At 69.9% G+C, this 18,650-nt stretch carries 12 protein-coding genes, 1 tRNA gene and 1 pseudogene; 5 read left to right on the top strand and 9 right to left on the bottom strand.

The genetic code is table 11. The annotated features are described in order from the left end of the window. Positions 1-71: 71 nt before the first annotated feature. Together pyk and BX283_RS13330 are read left to right on the top strand one after the other, a co-directional pair. Positions 72-1,508: a pyruvate kinase gene (gene pyk, locus BX283_RS13335; RefSeq protein ID WP_101387835.1), complete on the top strand. Its 1,437-nt coding sequence runs from the start codon at positions 72-74 to the stop codon at positions 1,506-1,508. Between the two features lie 129 nt (positions 1,509-1,637). After that, the gene (locus BX283_RS13330; protein WP_101387834.1) at positions 1,638-2,591 is read left to right on the top strand and encodes a DUF4331 family protein; all 954 of its coding nucleotides are present in this window, start codon (positions 1,638-1,640) and stop codon (positions 2,589-2,591) included. 103 nt (positions 2,592-2,694) lie between these two features. Here the strand turns inward: BX283_RS13330 and BX283_RS13325 are convergent. After that, a tRNA-Leu gene (locus BX283_RS13325) sits at positions 2,695-2,767 on the bottom strand. Between the two features lie 102 nt (positions 2,768-2,869). Between BX283_RS13325 and BX283_RS13320 the strand changes: the two genes are divergently transcribed. Continuing rightward, positions 2,870-3,520 carry an ANTAR domain-containing response regulator gene (locus tag BX283_RS13320; RefSeq protein WP_101387833.1) on the top strand — a complete coding sequence of 217 codons (651 nt, stop codon included), beginning with the start codon at positions 2,870-2,872 and terminating at the stop codon, positions 3,518-3,520. 231 nt (positions 3,521-3,751) lie between these two features. On the opposite strand, the gene BX283_RS13315 is transcribed toward BX283_RS13320, so the two are convergent. From BX283_RS13315 to BX283_RS13280, 8 genes and pseudogenes are all read right to left on the bottom strand, one after another. Further along, positions 3,752-4,468 (bottom strand): ABC transporter ATP-binding protein, encoded by a 717-nt coding sequence (locus tag BX283_RS13315; RefSeq protein WP_101387832.1) that lies wholly within the window; start codon positions 4,466-4,468, stop codon positions 3,752-3,754. Beyond that, the gene (locus BX283_RS13310; RefSeq protein ID WP_101387831.1) at positions 4,465-5,448 is read right to left on the bottom strand and encodes an ABC transporter ATP-binding protein; all 984 of its coding nucleotides are present in this window, start codon (positions 5,446-5,448) and stop codon (positions 4,465-4,467) included. Before BX283_RS13310 ends, BX283_RS13315 begins: the two co-directional genes overlap by 4 nt. A 5-nt stretch (positions 5,449-5,453) precedes the next feature. After that, the gene (locus tag BX283_RS13305) at positions 5,454-7,238 is read right to left on the bottom strand and encodes a branched-chain amino acid ABC transporter permease (RefSeq protein ID WP_101392318.1); all 1,785 of its coding nucleotides are present in this window, start codon (positions 7,236-7,238) and stop codon (positions 5,454-5,456) included. 5 nt (positions 7,239-7,243) lie between these two features. Next, positions 7,244-8,176 carry a branched-chain amino acid ABC transporter permease gene (locus tag BX283_RS13300; RefSeq protein WP_101387830.1) on the bottom strand — a complete coding sequence of 311 codons (933 nt, stop codon included), beginning with the start codon at positions 8,174-8,176 and terminating at the stop codon, positions 7,244-7,246. Positions 8,177-8,306: 130 nt separating this feature from the next. Beyond that, positions 8,307-9,520 (bottom strand): annotated as a pseudogene (locus BX283_RS13295) (branched-chain amino acid ABC transporter substrate-binding protein). A 492-nt stretch (positions 9,521-10,012) separates the two neighbouring features. Continuing rightward, positions 10,013-10,426 (bottom strand): hypothetical protein, encoded by a 414-nt coding sequence (locus tag BX283_RS13290; RefSeq protein WP_143676425.1) that lies wholly within the window; start codon positions 10,424-10,426, stop codon positions 10,013-10,015. 553 nt (positions 10,427-10,979) lie between these two features. After that, positions 10,980-11,447, bottom strand: a complete 468-nt coding sequence (locus tag BX283_RS13285; RefSeq protein ID WP_101387828.1) for a hotdog fold thioesterase — start codon at positions 11,445-11,447, stop codon at positions 10,980-10,982. A 64-nt stretch (positions 11,448-11,511) separates the two neighbouring features. Next, entirely contained in the window at positions 11,512-13,794 is a 2,283-nt protein-coding gene (locus BX283_RS13280) for an FdhF/YdeP family oxidoreductase (RefSeq protein WP_101387827.1), read from the bottom strand. A 132-nt stretch (positions 13,795-13,926) separates the two neighbouring features. Between BX283_RS13280 and polA the strand changes: the two genes are divergently transcribed. Beyond that, the gene (gene polA / locus BX283_RS13275; protein ID WP_101387826.1) at positions 13,927-16,635 is read left to right on the top strand and encodes a DNA polymerase I; all 2,709 of its coding nucleotides are present in this window, start codon (positions 13,927-13,929) and stop codon (positions 16,633-16,635) included. Positions 16,636-16,878: 243 nt separating this feature from the next. After that, positions 16,879-18,573: a lytic murein transglycosylase gene (locus BX283_RS13270; RefSeq protein WP_101387825.1), complete on the top strand. Its 1,695-nt coding sequence runs from the start codon at positions 16,879-16,881 to the stop codon at positions 18,571-18,573. Positions 18,574-18,650 lie beyond the last annotated feature (77 nt).

The raw sequence follows: 18,650 nt of genomic DNA, 5'->3' as shown, positions 1-18,650 counted from the left end.
TTCATGCAAAGGTTGTTGAGTAGTCACGCGGGACCAATTCTCTACCGGCCGGTAAGGCCTAGGCTCGAAGCATGCGTCGAGCAAAGATCGTCTGTACCCTGGGGCCCGCCACCGACACGTACGACCAGATCAAGGCACTGGTCGAGGCCGGAATGGACGTCGCCCGCTTCAACCTCAGCCACGGCACGTACGCCGACCACGAGGAGCGCTATCAGCGCGTGCGCAAGGCGTCCGACGAAACGGGCCGCAGTGTCGGAGTGCTCGCCGACCTTCAAGGCCCGAAGATCCGTCTGGGGCGTTTCCGTGAAGGTCCCGTACTGCTTGAACGCGGCGATGAGTTCACCATCACCGTCGAGCAGGTCGAGGGCGACCGCCACACCTGCGGCACCACCTACTCGGGCCTCGCCGACGACGTCACCACCGGTGAACGCATCCTCGTCGACGACGGCAAGGTGGCCCTGGAGGTCGTCGGTGTCGACGGCCCGCACGTGCGCACCCGCGTCGTCGAGGGCGGCATGGTCTCCGACCACAAGGGACTCAACCTCCCCGGCGTCGCCGTCTCCGTGCCCGCGCTCTCCGAGAAGGACGTCGAGGACCTGCGCTGGGCCCTGCGCACCGGCGCCGACATCATCGCGCTCTCCTTCGTCCGCAGCGGCCGCGACATCGAGGACGTCCACCGCATCATGGACGAGGAGGGCCGCCGCGTTCCCGTCATCGCCAAGATCGAGAAGCCGCAGGCGGTCGACAGCATCGACGACATCGTCGCGGCCTTCGACGGAATCATGGTGGCGCGCGGCGACCTGGGCGTCGAAATGCCCCTCGAACAGGTCCCGATCGTGCAGAAGCGGGCGATCAAGCTCGCCAAGCGGAACGCCAAGCCGGTCATCGTGGCCACCCAGATGCTGGACTCGATGATCGACAACTCCCGCCCCACCAGGGCCGAGGCGAGCGACGTGGCCAATGCGGTCATCGACGGCACGGACGCGGTGATGCTCTCCGGCGAGACCAGCGTGGGCAAGTACCCCGTCGAGACCGTCCGTACGATGAGCCGCATCGTCGAGGCGGCCGAGGAGGACGTGCTGGCCAAGGGCCTGCCGCCGCTCACCGAGCGCAGCAAGCCCCGCACCCAGGGCGGCGCGGTGGCCCGCGCGGCGGCCGAGATGGGCGACTTCCTGAACGCCAAGTACCTGGTCGCCTTCACCCAGTCCGGCGACACCGTCAAGCGCCTGTCCCGCTACCGCTCGCCGATCCCGCTGCTCGCCTTCACGCCCGACCCGGCCACCCGCTCCCAGCTCAACCTCACCTGGGGCGTGGAGACGTTCCTCGGGCCGCACGTGGAGTCGACGGACGCGATGGTGGCCCAGGTCGACGAACAACTCCTGAAGATCGGCCGCTGCCGGCGCGGCGACATCGTGGTCATCACGGCGGGCTCCCCGCCCGGGGTCGCGGGCTCGACCAACCTGGTCCGCGTCCACCACATCGGCGAGGACGACAGCCCCAAGGGCTGAGCGCGTGTCTTTGAACGCGGCCCCAGTAGCCGACCGCACCACCGTACCGGGGACGGGGCCGGGCCGAAGGGATGACCCGACGGCCCGGCCTCGGGCGTCAGGGCCGGGGTCCGCCGCCACGCTGACGGCATGTCACATCACCTCAGCGGGCCGCACCTGCGCTCGCCCATGGACGACGCGCGCCTCGACCTCACCGACGTGTTCGCCTTCTCGGTCCCCGGCGACCGCACCGTCCTCATCATGAACGTCAACCCGATCGCCCCCACCGGCGGCCGGGCCTTCCACCCGGACGCCGTCTACCGCCTCAACGTCGACACCGACGGCGACCACCGGGCCGACGTCGCCTACAGCTTCACCTTCTCCGACCCCGCCGACGACGGGGAGCAGACCCTCACCGTCCACCGGGCCACCGGCGCCGAGGCCCGCGCCCACGAGGCCGCCGGCACCCCGATGTTCACCGACGCGCCCGTCAGCTTCGGCCCCTACCCCCAGGTCACCGAGGCGGGGCAGTACCTCGTCTCGGCCGGGCTGCGCAGCGACCCGTTCTTCGCGGACCTCGACGGCATCGTCAAGGACTTCCAGTGGACCGGCACCGACTGGGGCGCCGACAAGAACGTCTTCGGCATCGTCCTGGAAGTCCCCGACGCCGAACTCGGCGCCGACCCCGTCATCGGCGTCTGGGCCCGCGTCAGCGTCCACCGGAACGGGACGCTGACCTCGGTGGACCGGGGCGCCCATCCCTCCCTCACGGCGTACTTCAACGCGGAGGAGGTCAAGGACGCGTACAACGCGGGCGAACCGGCCGACGACTGGGACACCTACCGCGCCCCCTGGACGGCGGTCCTGCGGCACACCGGCGGCTACACCGGGGAGTCGGCGGAAGCGGCCCTGAGCACGGTGCTCCCCGACATCCTGCGCTACGACCGGAGCAGGCCCGCCGCGTACCCCAACGGCCGCACGCTCACGGACGACGTCACCTCGGCCCGGCTGGCCATGGTCTCCGGCGGGAAGATCACCACGGACCACATCGCCCCGCACCGGGACCTGCTCCAGGAGTTCCCCTACCTCGGCACGCCGCACTGAGCCGTCGGGCCCCTGTCGTACGGGTGGGGGCCCGGGCTTTCAGAAAAGGGGTGGGGAGTGACGCGAACCTCAACGGTGCGTGACCATGGATTCGCACGAAAAGTACCCCGGGTCGGATTCGAACCGACGCTGGATGGTGTTTGAGACCATTGCCTCTACCGCTGGGCTACCGGGGCATCCTTGGAACCAAAGGTAGGCGGCTACCCGCCGTGACCACACCTTACCGCAGCTGGGTACGCTCTTGGGAAGCAGTACTTGCCCCGCAACAAGGAGCCCCCGTGACCGCCCCCGAGTCGCCCCAGCCCGTCGCCGACGACGACCAGTCGCACGTCCCGCCGCTGACGACCCGCGTCGTCATCGCCGAGGACGAGGCCCTCATCCGCCTCGACCTCAAAGAGATGCTCGAAGAAGAGGGCTACGCGGTCGTCGGCGAGGCCGGGGACGGCCAGAAGGCCGTCGAGCTGGCCCGGGAGCACCGCCCCGACCTGGTCATCCTCGATGTGAAGATGCCGATCCTGGACGGCATCTCGGCCGCCGAGCAGATCGCCAAGGACTCCATCGCGCCGGTCCTGATGCTCACCGCGTTCTCGCAGCGCGACCTGGTGGAGCGGGCGCGGGACGCGGGGGCGATGGCGTACCTGGTGAAGCCGTTCTCCAAGAGCGACGTGGTGCCCGCGATCGAGATGGCGGTGTCGCGCTTCACCGAGCTGAAGGCGCTGGAGAAGGAGGTCGCGGACCTCTCCCAGCGCCTGGAGACGCGCAAGCTGGTCGACCGCGCGAAGTCGATCCTGCAGACGCAGTACGGGCTGACCGAGCCCGCCGCGTTCCGCTGGATCCAGAAGACGTCGATGGACCGGCGCCTGTCGATGCAGCAGGTCGCGGAGGCGGTCATCGAGGACGCGGAGGAGAAGAAGGCGGCGAAGGGGTAAGCCCGGTCTTTGTCTGCGGGCCGGTGGTGGGTTGCTCGCGCCCACGCGGCGGAGCCGCACATGTCACAGCCCCGCGCCCCTAGGGGGTACGGCTGACCGGTCCACGAACGCAGACGGCATGGGCCGCGCCACATCTCGTGGCGCGGCCCGTACTTCCTAAGGGGCGCGGGGAACTGCGCGAGCAACCACGGACGACCCGCAGCCGACCGACCAGCTCACCCCACCCGGCGCCTAATCCTCGCCGAGGTACGTCTTGCGGACGTTCTCGTCGTGGAGGAGGTCCTGGCCGGAGCCGGAGAGCTTGATCTCGCCGACCTCCATCACATGGGCGTGATCCGCCAGGGACAGCGCGGCCTGCGCGTTCTGCTCGACGAGCAGGATCGTGGTGCCCTGGGCCTTGAGCTCGACGATGGTCTCCATGATCTTCTGCATCATGATCGGGGAGAGCCCCATCGACGGCTCGTCCAGCATCAGCAGCTTGGGCTGGGACATCAGCGCCCGGCCCATCGCGAGCATCTGCTGCTCACCGCCCGACAGCGTGCCGGCGGCCTGCTTGCGCCGTTCGCCCAGGATGGGGAACAGCTCGTACGCCCGCTGGATGTCCTTCTCGATGCCTTCCTTGTCGTTCCGCAGAAACGCTCCCAGCTGGAGGTTCTCGGCGATGCTCAGACGCGGGAAGATATGCCGGCCCTCGGGGGAGTGGGCCAGCCCGAGCGAGACGATCTTGTGCGCGGGGATGTTCGACAGGGGCTTCCCGTCGAACGTGATCCGGCCGCCGGAGGGCTTGAGGAGCCCCGACAGGGTCCGCAGGGTCGTGGTCTTGCCGGCGCCGTTGGTGCCGATGAGCGTGACGACCTGGCCCGCCTCGACGCTGAAGGAGATCCCCTTGACGGCCTCGATCTTGCCGTAGGCGACGCGGAGGTCTTCGACTTCCAGAAGAGCGGTCACTGGGAGTCTCCTTCGGTACGGGTCTTTCCTGGAGCATCGGCCTCGGAGGAGGCGGTGTCGGTCTCGGCCGGAGCGGCGTCCGCCTCGGCCGGAGCGGCCTCCGGGGAGGCGGGAGCCCCGGCGGAGTCCACCTCGGCGGCCTCGGCCGCAGCCGCGGCCGCCGCCTCCACCTCCGCGACCTCCTCGTCCCCCGGCGCCCCCTCGAACGGTGTGCCGAGGTACGCCGCGACCACGCGCTCGTCGCCCTGCACCACGTCCGACGTGCCCTCGACGAGCTTCTCGCCCTGGAGCAGCACCGTCACCCGGTCGCACAGGTTGAAGATGAAGCGCATGTCGTGCTCGATGACGAGGACGGCGATGCCCATGTCCCGGATGGCGAAGACCAGTTCCTCGGTGGCCCGGGTCTCCTGCGGGTTCATACCGGCGGTCGGCTCGTCCAGGAGCAGCAGCCCCGGCTCGCTCGCCAGCGCCCGGGCGATCTCCAGCTTGCGCTGCTCGCCGTAGGGCAGATTGCGGGCGAGGTGGTCCGCCTTGTGCTGGAGGCCGATGAACTCCAGGAGTTCCATGGCCCGTTCGCGGGACCTGGCCTCGGCCTTCTTGAAGCCGGGGCCGCGCAGCAGGGCGGACCAGAGGCCCTCCTTGGTGCGGGTGTGCCGCCCGACGAGCACGTTCTCCAGAACGGTCATGTTGGCGAAGAGCCGGATGTTCTGGAAGGTGCGCGCGATACCGGCCTGGGTGACCAGGTGCGGCTTGGGCGGGAGCACGGTCCCCTTGTACGAGACCTTGCCCTCGGTGGGGACGTAGAGCCCCGTGAGGCAGTTGAAGAAGGTGGTCTTGCCGGCGCCGTTGGGGCCGATGAGACCGACGATCTCGCCGCTGTTGACGGTGAGGTCGACGTTGCGTACGGCGGTCAGACCGCCGAACCGCATGGTGACGCCGGACGCTTCGAGCACCGGGCTGGGGGCGATGGTGGTGGTCATGATGGTTACGCCTCCGCCTTGGTGACGCCGACGGTGGTGTCCGGAAGGCCCTTGTCGGGCACGTCCAGCTGGCCGGTCTCGTGGAATTCGAGCTGGCGGCGCCGGTTGGCGACGATGCCCTCGGGGCGGAACCGCATCAGCAGGATGAGTGCGACACCGAAGCCGAAGAGCTCGTACTCCTTGAGGAAGCCCAGCTTCTCGGGGATGAGGTAGAGCAGCGAGGCGCCCAGGAGCGGACCGCTCACCGTGCCCATGCCGCCGAGGACGACGGCCGCGAGCAGGAAGGCCGAGTTGGGCGGCGCGGCACCGGCGAACTGGAAGGGGCTCGGCACCACGCTGTAGTTGACGTGGGCGAAGACCGTGCCCGCGAGACCGGCGAGCGAGGCGCCCAGGGCGAAGGCGATGAGCTTGACCCGGAAGCCGTTGATGCCCATGGCGGTGGCGGCGGTCTCGTCCTCGCGGATGGCGATCCAGGAGCGGCCGATACGGGAGTTCGCGGCGCGGTTGAAGACGAGCACGATGAGCGCCGTGATCAGCAGCATCAGGAACAGGTAGTTGCCGAAGCGGCCGATGGTGCGTCCGGCGATGTCGTGCGCGGCGCCGAGGTTGAACCCGAAGATCTCCAGGTCGGGGATCTGGGAGATGCCGTTGGGGCCGTTGGTGAGGTTGGGGCCGGAGCCGCCGTCGAGGTTGTTGACGGTGATCCGGAAGATCTCTCCGAAGCCGAGGGTCACGATGGCCAGATAGTCGCCGCGCAGCCGCAGTGTCGGTGCACCGATGATCACGCCGAAGACCAGTGAGGCGCCCATGCCGATCAGCGCGGCGGCCCAGAACGGGACCTGTACACCGGAGAAGCGGGAGAACTCGGAGCCCGAGACCAGCGCGGCCGCGTAGGCGCCGACGCCGAGGAAGGCCACGTAACCGAGGTCGAGCAGACCGGTGAGGCCGACGACGATGTTGAGGCCGAGGGCCACGGTGCCGAAGATGAGGATGTTGGCGCCGAGGTTGGCGTTGTGGTCCTCGCTCTGGGTGAACGGGAAGATCACGGCCGCGAGGAACACGGCGGTGGTCGCGAACCCCTTGTGCTGGACGTTGAGTTCGGTGAACCGCTCGAAGAGTCCGGCGGCGAACAGCGCCATCGAGCCGAACAGGACCAGGAGCAGCAGACCGATGAAGGTCTCGCTCTCGTCGTCGTTGACGCCGATGCCGTACGTGAAGACGACCAGGCCGAGCGCGGTGGCCAGCGAGATGATCAGGCGCTGGACCCAGCTGGGCAGCGGCGCGGCCGCCGGGATGCCGTCCGGCTTGGCGATGTGGTCGCGCAGCGAGCGGCCCGGGTGCGGCAGCGCGAGCGCGCCGACGACCGGCAGCAGCGAGGAGACGGCCGCGACGTACGCGCCCGGCTCCAGGTTGGCCAGGCCGCCCAGGTCGTACGAGATGGCGATCGCGGTGTACCAGACGACCGCGAACGCGGAGACCGCGGCGAGGAGCACCGGGTTGTTGCTGCCGCCCGGGTTGAGCCAGCCCAGGCCGCGGACGCCGTAGCCCGCGAGGGCGTAGAGCAGGGTGAGTGCTCCGGCGATCAGGGTGAGGGTCTGGAGCCCGGCCGGGTAGCCGGTGACGGTGAGGTCGCCGGGGAACTCGGAGGTCCAGGTCCAGGCGAGGAAGGTGGAGGCGATGGTGGCGACGGCGCCGACCGCGATGAGGAACCGGGCGACGGGCGCCGGCAGCGGGACGATGCCGAGGGGCTCGGCCGCGGGGGCGGTGGTCTTGGTGGTGCTGGTGGTCATGTCGATCACGCCCTGTCCGCGACGCGTTCGCCCACCAGGCCTTGTGGCCTGAAGAGCAGGACGAGGATGAGGAGGACGAACGCCCAGACGTTCGCCCAGCCCGAGCCGCCGAGCTGCTGCATCCCGGGGACGTTGGCGATGTACGCGCTGGCCATGGTCTCGGCGAGGCCGAGGACCACACCGCCGATCATGGCGCCGTAGATGTTGCCGATACCGCCGAGGACAGCCGCGGTGAAGGCCTTGAGGCCGGCCTGGAAGCCCATCTCGTACTTGATCGAGCCGTACTTGAGGCCCCAGGCGACGCCCGCGACGGCGGCGAAGAGGCCGCCGATGGCGAAGGCGATCATGATGATGCGGTTGGTGTCGATGCCCATGAGCTGGGCGGTGTCCGGGTCCTGCGCGGTGGCCTGCATGGCACGGCCGGTGCGCGAGGAGCGGACGAAGAGGGCGAGGGCCGCCATGCAGAGCGGGGCCGCGGTGATCAGGAAGATGTCACCGGAGCCGAAGGTGATCGAGCCGATGTGGAACGGCCCGCCCGGGAGCTGCGGGAAGTTCTCGTCGTTCTTGGCGTTCGGGTACCAGTTGAAGACCGCCTGCTGGAGCGCGAGCGAGAGGCCGATCGCGGTGATCAGCGGCGCCAGGCGTGGCGCGCCGCGCAGTGGCCGGTAGGCGAAGCGTTCCGCTCCCAGGGCGATCAGTACGGAGACGATGGCGCCGCCGATCAGCATCAGGGGGAGGGCTATCCACATGGATACGCCGTCGGGGAGCACATAGAGGTAGACCGTGAGGCCGCCGAAGGCGCCCGTCATGAAGATCTCGCCGTGTGCGAAGTTGATGAGCTGGACGATGCCGTAGACCATCGTGTAACCGATGGCTATCAGCCCGTACATCGAGCCGAGGAGCAGCCCGTTGGCCAGGTTCTGCGGCAGAGTGTGCACCGCAAGGCCTCCATGGGATGGGGAGTGAGTGCGAGGGGAGTAGACGTCGGGCCGCGCGGTGGACGGTTGTCGTGGCCGCGCGGCCCTGTTGTCGTGCGGTGGTGCTGTGGAACGTGCGGTACGGGCTGGATCAGCCTGCGTTGTACGTGCCGCTCTTGACGGCCTTCCACTTCCCGTTGGTGACCTGGTAGACGGTCAGCTGCTTGTTGGTGGTGTCACCGAACTCGTCGAAGGCGACCTGGCCGGCGATACCGTCGAACTGGGTCTTCTGGACCTCGGCGACGATCTGCTGACGGGCGTCGGCCGGGACCTTGCCGTCCTTCACCACGTTGCCGACGGCCTTGATGATGGCGGTGGCGGCGTCGTACGAGTAACCGCCGTAGGTGCCGTAGTCACCCGGGTACTTCTTGTCCTTGTACTTCTGGATGAAGTCCTTGGCCTTGTCCAGGGTGTCGACCGGCACGCCGACCGAGGTCGCGAGGTCGCCCTCGCCCGCCTTGCCGGCGGTGGTGATGAAGGTGTCGCTGTAGATGCCGTCGCCGCCGAAGAGCGGGATCTTGGCGCCGGAGTCCTTGAGCTGCTTGGTGACGATCTGCGCCTCGTCGTACTGGCCGCCGTAGTAGACGAGGTCCGCACCCGAGTTCTTGATCTTGGTGACGAGGGCGGCGAAGTCCTTGTCGCCCACGTTGACGTGGTCCTCGCCCGCGACCTTGCCGCCCGCCTTGGTGAAGCCCTGCTTGAAGAGCTGGGCGAGACCGGCGCCGTAGGTCTGCTTGTCGTCGACGACGAAGACGTTCTTCTTCTTCAGGGTGTTGACCGCGTAGTCCGCGGCGAAGCCACCCTGGATGGCGTCGGTGGTGGCGGTGCGGAAGTAGGTCTTGAACGGACGGGACTTGTTCCCGGCCGCCCAGTCCTTGCCCTGGGTCAGGGTCGGGTTGGTGTTCGAGGGGAGATCTCGACGAGGTTGGCGGTCGCGAAGACCTGCTGCATCGTCTGGGCGACGCCGGAGTTCAGCGGGCCGACGACACCGAGGACGTCCTTGTTGGCGACGAGCGCGGTGGCGTTCTGCTGGCCGGTCGGCGGCAGCGCCTTGTCGTCCAGCGCCTTGACCGCGAATTTGACGCCGGGGACCAGGTTCTTGGCGTTGGCGTCGTCGACGGCGATCTGTACGCCGTACTGGATGCCGAGGCCGGTGGCGGAGTTCTGGCCGGTCAGGGGTGCGTCGACACCGATGACCACGGTCGTCGTCTTGCCGCCGCCGCCGTTGTCGTCCTTCTTGTCGCGCGATCCGCACGCGGTGAGGGTGAGCGCCCCCGTGGTGAGCACGGTGGTGAGTATGAGCAAGGAACGGTGTCGCACGATATGTCCTCTCCCTGGCGCGACGCCTCCGCTGAGGCGCCGTGTGACTCGCCGGGCCGTACTGGGGTGGTACAGGTGCCGTGCAGCAGACGCGCCCGGCGGCGCGGTGACTGGCCGTGACTCTAGGCGCAGGTTGCTGAGTCGGGGACCAGGGAAGGTCAGGATGTGACTTTCTTGTTATGACGAGCGGACACGCCTGGGGGAGCTCTGTGGACAGATGGGGGCATTGGTGAGCCCGAAGAGTGCCCACATACTGAGAATTCCCAGTTCCGCTAAGGGGCTTGAGCTGATCTTGCTACTGACAGAGGGGTCTGCCGGGGGTAGTGGCCCCACCTGCGGTGATGTCCATGCACCGGATATCGGTGATGATCTTGTGAATATGGACCGGAGGCGCGGATCCCGTTTATCCATTTCGCCCGAGTTACGGAGCGTTACGATCGGGAGTGGCCGGAAGGTTGGTGCGGCCCCGGTACGGACCTAGTGCCGACCACCTCCCATCGCGCCGTGCCGGGCGGTGCACTCCTGCCGGGACTGACGCGCTATCAGATCGAGCGCGGCGGCGGTTCCGTTCGTACGCTGCTCGGCGCGGGCGGCGGCGACGACCCGATCATGGACTTCGTGCTGGTCGATCGAGAACCCCTTCTGCTCCCAGTCGAGGCCCGACCAGCGATTGCCCTGGATCATCGCCCGCGCCCAGTACTCGACCAGCCGCCGGCAGTCCTCTTCCGGGGTGGTGGTTGTGGGGGCCGGGGCGGAGGTGGCGTGGGAGGCGGTGTGGTGGCCGCTGGAACACCCGGTGCCCGCGGCGACGACGATCAGCGCACAGGCGACGATCCGGAGCGGTCGGTACCGCGTCACGGAGGGGTGTCCGGTTCCCGATGGGCTGGCCATGACGGGAACGGTAGGGGGTCACGATCGGTGACACAACTGGGGTGGGGGGTAGGGGGGTTGGGGTTTTTTCCCCACCCCGCCCCTTCCCTTAAGCCCTCTGGCGGGCGGCCGGGCGGGGGGGGGGTTGAGGTGGCTTGCTGGGGGCTCGGTCCCAGACCCGACTGCGGGGCTGTTCGTCTGCGGGTGGCGGTGGGCTGGTCGCGCAGTTCCCCGCGCCCCTTGGAGTGCGGGGGACGTCGAGTGCGGGCCGTCCCGGGCGGGCGGGTTTTGTCTGCGGGCCGTGCTGGGTTGCTCGCGCAGTTCCCCGCGCCCCTGAGGTGCGCCCCTTCGAGGCGCCCAGGGGATTGCCGCGCAGCGGCATTCCTAGGGGCGCGGGGAACTGCGCGACCAGCCATCTACGGTCCGCAGACGAACGGGATCCGGGGCGCAGCCCCGAGACAGGGTGCAGGGGCGGAGCCCCCGCACCGGGGCCGGGGGGCGCAGCCCCCAGGAAGATCCGCCCACCGTGCGACCACCCACCCCCGGAGGGTTTAGGGAAGGGGCGGGGAGGGGCTCAAACCTTGGGGGCCTCCGCGTCCCGCAGCAGACAAGTAAGCCGAGCCGTACACACCCGCTTCCCCTCCTCATCCGAGATCACGATCTCGTACGTCGCCGTGGACCGCCCCCGATGCACCGGCGTGGCCACCCCCGTGACCAGCCCACTCCGCACCCCCCGATGATGCGTGCAGTTCAGATCGACCCCCACCGCGATCTTCGAGATCCCCCCGTGCAGCATCGACCCCACCGACCCCAGCGTCTCGGCGAGCACCGCCGACGCACCCCCGTGCAACAGCCCGTACGGCTGCGTGTTCCCCTCCACCGGCATCGTGCCGACGACCCGCTCCGCCGACGCCTCCAGGATCTGCACGCCCATCCGGGTGCCGAGGTGCCCCGCGGAGAACAGCGCGGGCAGGTCGATGCCCAGCGCCGCGTACTCGTCGATGACCTCCTGCGGGAACTTCACCTTGCTCTGCTCACCCATGGGCGGGACTCCGATCGTGGTCCGGTTCCTCCGGCCTGGCCGGCCGACGTGTCTGAGCGAACGCTTAGACGGTCGCCGATTGTTCCAGACGTACGATCACGGACTTGCTGGCAGGGGTGTTGCTCGTGTCCGCCGTGGAATCCAGCGGCACCAGCACGTTGGTCTCCGGGTAGTACGCCGCGGCGCACCCCCGCGTCGTCGGGTAGTGCACGACCCGGAAGCCCGGCGCCCGCCGCTCCACGCCGTCCTTCCACTCGCTGACCAGGTCCACGTACGAGCCGTCCGCGAACCCCAGCTCGCGCGCGTCCTCGGCGTTCACGAGCACCAGCCGGCGGCCGCCCTTGATGCCCCGGTAGCGGTCGTCCAGGCCGTAGATCGTGGTGTTGTACTGGTCGTGCGAGCGCAGGGTCTGGAGCAGCAGCCGGCCCTCGGGCACCGTCGGGTACTCCACCGGCGCGGCCGTGAAGTTGGCCTTCCCGGTCGCGGTGGGGAAGCGGCGCTCGTCGCGCGGCGCGTGCGGCAGCCGGAAGCCGCCGGGCTTCGCCACGCGCGCGTTGAAGTCCTCGAAGCCGGGGACCACGCGCGCGATGCGGTCGCGGATCTTCGCGTAGTCCTTCTCGAACTCCTCCCATTCCACCGTCGACCCGGCGCCCAGCGTGGCGCGCGCGAGACGGGCGACGATGGCGGGCTCGGAGAGCAGATGCGGGCTCGCGGGCTTGAGGTTGCCGCGCGAGGAGTGCACCAGGCCCATCGAGTCCTCGACGGTCACGAACTGCTTGCCGCTCTTCTGCACGTCCTTGTCGGTGCGCCCGAGCGTCGGCAGGATCAGCGCACGCCGACCGGTGACCGCGTGGGAGCGGTTGAGCTTGGTCGACACATGGACGGTGAGCGAGGCTCGGCGCATCGCGGCCTCGGTGACCTCGGTGTCGGGCGTGGCCCCCACGAAGTTGCCGCCCATCGCGAAGAACACCTTCGCCTTTCCGTCGCGCAGCGCCTCGATGGAGCGGACCACGTCATAGCCGTGGTGGCGCGGCGGCGCGAAGCCGAACTCCTTCTCCAGGGCGTCGAGGAACGCGGGCGCGGGGCGCTCGAAGATGCCCATGGTGCGGTCGCCCTGTACGTTCGAATGCCCGCGCACCGGGCAGACCCCCGCGCCGGTGCGGCCGATGTTGCCGCGCAGCAGAAGGAAGTTGACCACTTCCCGGATCGTCGCCACCGCGTGCTTGTGCTGGGTCAGGCCCATCGCCCAGCAGACGATGGTGCGCCGGGAGGCGAGCGCCATGGACAGCGCCTGCTCGATCTCCGCGCGCGTGAGACCGGTCGCGGCCAGCGTCTCGTCCCAGTCGGCGGCCCGGGCAGCCTCGGCGAACTCCTCGTACCCATGGGTGTGTTCGCGGACGAACAGCTCGTCCACGGCCCCCTCGGTCTCCACGATCAGCTTGTTGAGCAGGCGGAACAGGGCCTGGTCGCCGCCGATGCGGATCTGGAGGAAGAGGTCGTTGAGCGCCTGGCCGCCGAGCGCGAGGCCCTTGGCGGTCTGCGGGTTCTTGAAGCGCTCCATGCCCGCCTCGGGCAGCGGGTTCACCGAGATGATCTTCGCGCCCGCCCGTTTGGCCTCCTCCAGGGCCGAGAGCATCCTCGGATGGTTCGTGCCCGGGTTCTGCCCGGCGACGATGATCAGGTCGGCCTGGTGCAGGTCCTCAAGGGAGACGCTGCCCTTGCCGATGCCGATGGTCTCGGTGAGCGCCGAACCGGACGACTCGTGGCACATGTTGGAGCAGTCCGGCAGGTTGTTCGTGCCGAACTCGCGCGCGAAGAGCTGGAGCAGGAACGCGGCCTCGTTGCTGGTGCGCCCCGAGGTGTAGAAGAGCGCCTTGTCCGGCGAGTCCAGCGCCTTCAGCTCATCGGCGATGATCTCGAACGCCCGCTCCCAGGTCACCGCCTCGTACCGGTCGGCGCCCTCCGGCAGGTACATCGGCTGGGTGATCCGGCCCTGCTGGCCCAGCCAGTACCCACTGCGCTCCGCGAGGTCGGAGAGCGGGTGCGCGGCGAAGAAGTCGGGGGTGACGCGGCGCAGCGTCGCCTCCTCGGCGACCGCCTTCGCCCCGTTCTCACAGAACTCCGCCACGTGCCGCTTGTCGCCCTCCGGCCAGGCGCACCCCGGACAGTCGAACCCGTCCTTCTGGTTGACCTTCAGTAGCGTCCGCGTCGCCCGGGCCACGCCCATCTGCTGCTGGGCCACCAGCGCCGTGTACCCGATGGCGGGAAGCCCGGCGGCGGCGTGCTTGGGCGGCGCGACCTGCGGCGCGTCCTGAACCGGGTCCCCTGCGGGCGGCTTGGTGGCCATGGCGCTCCCCTTCGAGCGACGTGTGCGATACGTACGGTTCCGATCCTGTCACGGACCACTGACAGCCGTCCCGGCGCGGTCCCCGCCGCACACTGGCGGGGATTGTCAGTGGGGCGTGGCAGGATCGGGGACGTGGCTGAGACAGCATCGAAGAAGACCCCTGACAACCGACCGCGCCTGCTCCTCATGGACGGGCACTCCCTGGCGTACCGGGCGTTCTTCGCGCTGCCCGCGGAGAACTTCACGACCGGCGCAGGTCAGCCGACCAACGCCGTGTACGGCTTCATGTCGATGCTGGCGAACACGCTGCGTGACGAGACGCCCACGCACTTCGCGGTGGCGTTCGACGTGTCGCGCAAGACCTGGCGCTCCGAGGAGTTCCCGGAGTACAAGGCGAACCGCTCGAAGACCCCCGACGAGTTCAAGGGGCAGGTCGAGCTGATCGGCGAGCTCCTGGACGCGATGAACGCACCGCGCTTCGCGACCGAGGGCTTCGAGGCCGACGACATCATCGCGACGCTGGCCACCCAGGCCGAGGCCGAGGGCTTCGAGGTCCTCATCGTCACCGGCGACCGCGACTCCTTCCAGCTCGTCTCGCCGAACGTGACGGTGCTCTACCCCACCAAGGGCGTCTCCGAGCTGACCCGCTTCACCCCGGAGAAGGTCGAGGAGAAGTACGGCCTGACCCCGCAGCAGTACCCGGACTTCGCGGCCCTGCGCGGCGACCCGTCCGACAACCTGCCGGGCATCCCGGGCGTCGGCGAGAAGACCGCCGCGAAGTGGATCAACCAGTTCGGCTCCTTCGAGCAGCTGGTCGCGCGCGCCGACGAGGTCAAGGGCAAGGCCGGGCAGAACTTCAGGGACCACCTGGAGTCCGTCAGCCTCAACCGCCGCCTCACCGAGATGGTGCGCGACGTGGAGCTGGCCAAGACCCCGGCCGACCTGGAGCGCGCGCCGTACGACCGGACGGCCCTGATCGGCGTCCTGGACGTGCTGGAGATCCGCAACGCGTCGCTGCGCGAGCGGCTCCTCGCGGTCGACCCGGGCGCGGGCGAGGAGGAGGCCCCGGCCCCCGCCGCCGGTGTGGAGCTGGACGGCTCGGTCCTGGGCGCGGGCGAGCTCGCCCCCTGGCTCGCCGAGCACGGCGCCGGGCCGCTCGGCCTGGCCACCGTCGACGCGTGGGCGCTCGGCACGGGCAGCGTCAGCGAGATCGCGCTGGCCGCCGCCGACGGCCCCGCCGCCTGGTTCGACCCGTCCGAGCTCGACGAGGCCGACGAGGGGGCCTTCGCCGCCTGGATCGCGGACGCCACCAAGCCGAAGGTCCTGCACAACGCGAAGGCCGCGATGCGGGTCTTCCCCGAGCACGGCTGGAGCGTCGACGGCGTCACCATGGACACGGCGCTCGCCGCGTATCTGGTCAAGCCCGGCCGCCGCTCCTTCGCCCTGGACGCGCTGTCCGTGGAGTACCTGGGCCGCGAGCTCGCCCCGGCGGCCGCCGACGGCCAGCTCGCCTTCGGCGCCGACGACCAGGCCGAGGCCGAGGCCCTGATGACCCAGGCGCGCGCCGTCCTGGACCTGGGCGACGCCTTCACCGAGCGCCTCAAGGAGGTCGGCGCGGCCGACCTGCTCCACGACGTGGAGCTCCCCACCTCGACCCTCCTCGCCAAGATGGAGCGGTACGGCATCGCGGCCGACCGCCCCCATCTGGAGGCGATGGAGCAGCAGTTCGCGGGCGCGGTGCAGCAGGCGGTGAAGGAGGCGCACGCCTCGGTGGGCCACGAGTTCAACCTCGGCTCGCCCAAGCAGCTCCAGGAAGTCCTCTTCGGCGAGCTCGCCCTGCCCAAGACGAAGAAGACGAAGACGGGCTACACGACGGACGCGGACGCGCTGGCGTGGCTGGCCGCCCAGACCGAGCACGAGCTGCCGGTCATCATGCTGCGCCACCGCGAGCAGGCGAAGCTGCGGGTCACCGTCGAGGGTCTGATCAAGACCGTCGCCGCCGACGGTCGCATCCACACGACCTTCAACCAGACGGTCGCGGCGACCGGCCGCCTCTCCTCCACCGACCCCAACCTCCAGAACATCCCGGTGCGTACGGACGAGGGCCGTGCCATCCGCCGCGGCTTCGTGGTCGGCGAGGGCTTCGAGTCGCTGCTCACCGCCGACTACAGCCAGATCGAGCTCCGCGTGATGGCCCACCTCTCCGAGGACGAGGGCCTCATCGAGGCCTTCGCCTCCGGCGAGGACCTGCACACGACGGTGGCCTCCCAGGTCTTCGGCGTCGACAAGACCCAGGTCGACCCGGAGATGCGCCGCAAGATCAAGGCGATGTCGTACGGCCTGGCCTACGGCCTCTCGGCGTTCGGCCTCTCCCAGCAGCTGAACATCGAGGCAGCCGAGGCGCGCGGCCTGATGGACACGTTCTTCGAGCGCTTCGGCGGCGTCCGGGACTACCTCCAGCGCGTGGTGGAGGAGGCCAGGGCGACGGGTTACACGGAGACGATGCTCGGCCGCCGCCGCTATCTGCCGGACCTCAACAGCGACAACCGCCAGCGCCGCGAGATGGCCGAGCGGATGGCGCTCAACGCCCCGATCCAGGGCACGGCGGCGGACATCGTCAAGGTCGCCATGCTTAAGGTGGACCGCGCCCTGACCGAGGCGGGCCTGAACTCCCGCCTGCTGCTCCAGGTCCACGACGAAATCGTCCTGGAGATCGCGCCGGGGGAGCGCAAGAAGGTCGAGTCCCTGGTCCGCCGGGAGATGGCCTCGGCCGTGTCCCTGCGCGCCCCGCTGGACGTGTCGGTGGGCGCGGGCGCGGACTGGGAGTCCGCCGCGCACTGACCACCGGGCCCGGACCGCCGGCCCCCGAGAACCTGCCCGCCCGGTATCGCACCGGGCGGGCAGGTCCGTGTACGCGGGGGGAACCGATTCTCCGCCATATCTGGGCAGCTCCCGGGTGACGAAGCGGTGAAAAGGTGAATAAGGGTCAGGGGGCGGTGTCGCTCTGCCCAGTGGGTGCCGTAGGGTCTCCTGAGGCCTGCGCTGGGGAGCGCGAACTGCTGACCACGGGGAGGGGCTAGACGTATGGCACCGCGAATCGGGCGACGGCTGCGCAAGGGAGCGACCACGACCGCCGTGGCCGCGGCGGCGGTGGCGGCGCTCTCCGCCTCCCAGGGACCGGGCGTCCTGGCCAACGGCCCGGCGGGCGAACACGCGGCGTCCGGCACCCCGACGCCTCCCCCCGGAGCCCCGGCCAGCGGCAACTCGCCGTACTACACGGACCTCCCGCCCCTCGTCTCCCCGAACCCGCCGGCCGCCCCGACCACCGGCTCGCCCGTCCTGGGCGCCGACCAGCAGGGCATACCCGCGACCCTCCTCGACGCCTACAAGAAGGCCGAGGCGGAGCTCGCCCGCGACCGGGCCTCCTGCCACCTCCCCTGGCAGATACTCGCGGCCATCGGCAAGGTCGAGTCCGGCCAGGCCAACGGCGGCCGCGTCGACGCCAACGGCACCACCCTCACCCCGATCCTGGGCCCGGTCCTCAACGGCGTCGGCTTCGAGAACATCACCGACACCGACGGCGGCTCCTACGACGGCGACACGGTCCACGACCGCGCCGTAGGCCCCATGCAGTTCATCCCCTCCACCTGGGCGACCTCCGGCCGCGACGGCAACGGCGACGGCCGCAAGGACCCCAACAACGTCTACGACGCCTCGCTGGCCGCCGCCTACTACCTCTGCGGCGACCGCGACCTCGCCGTCCAGTCCAACCTGGACAAAGCGGTGCTCAGCTACAACCACTCGCAGGAGTACCTGACCACGGTCCTGACGTGGTTCGACTACTACAAGCGCGGCTCGCACGAGGTCCCGAACGGTACGGGCGTGCTGCCCGGCAGCCGCAGCGACAGCCCGGTCCGCCGGCCCGCCGGCACGGTCCCGTCCCCGCACCCGTCGACCCCCGGCCCGACGCCGAAGCCCACCCCGTCCAAGCCCGGCCCGAAGCCGACGCCGACGCGCCCGGAGCCGTCCAAGCCCACCCCGAGCGACCCCAGCTCGCCCAAGCCGCTGCCGTCGAAGAAGGCGAGCACGTTCGAGGACGCGGACACCGCGCCCCTGACGGCCACCGCGGGCTCCTCGTTCGCCGGGCAGCCCAAGGTGCGCGTCAAGGACCAGTTCGGCCGGCCGATGGGCAAGGCGACCGTCCGCTTCCAGGTCATCGGCACCACCGGCGCCCGCTTCCCGGGCGACGCCACCCAGGTCACCGTCGACACCGGTACCGACGGCCGCGCCACCGCCCCCGCCCTCCTCGCGGGCGAGCAGACCGGTACCTTCACCGTCCGGGCCACCGTCGTCGGCACCAGCCTGCCCGAGATCAAGTGGACCGCCACCGTCAACGCCCGCCAGGCGGACGCCCTGGCGCGCACCGACGCCAAGGAGCTGACGGCCGCCCCCGGCGCCGAGTTCGCCAACTACGTGGAGGTCAAGGCCACGTACAAGGGCGCCGTCGTCCCCGGCATCGCCGTCGCCGCCGCGATGATCGTCACCCCGGAGGCGTCCGCCGCCGGCACCGCGGTCGCCGACCCCAAGGTCAACGACAAGGGCCCCTACTTCAAGGACGACAAGGGCAACCCGATCCGGACCCTCAAGGATCTGAAGACCGACGCCCATGGCGTGCTGCGGCTTCCCAAGATCTACGCGGACGGCCAGACGGGCACCTTCGTGCTCCGCCTCACCACCCCGGGCGGCGCCACCCTCGACGTCCGGCTCAAGGTCGCCTGACCACCTCACCTCCCGCGGCCGTCCGCCGCCTGCGTCGTCTCCGGACCGCCCCCGCTGCCGCAAGTGCAGCGGGGGCG

The organism is Streptomyces sp. TLI_146, assembly GCF_002846415.1.
Taxonomy (GTDB): Bacteria; Actinomycetota; Actinomycetes; order Streptomycetales; family Streptomycetaceae; genus Streptomyces.
This window is presented reverse-complemented; position numbering and strand designations above follow the sequence as displayed.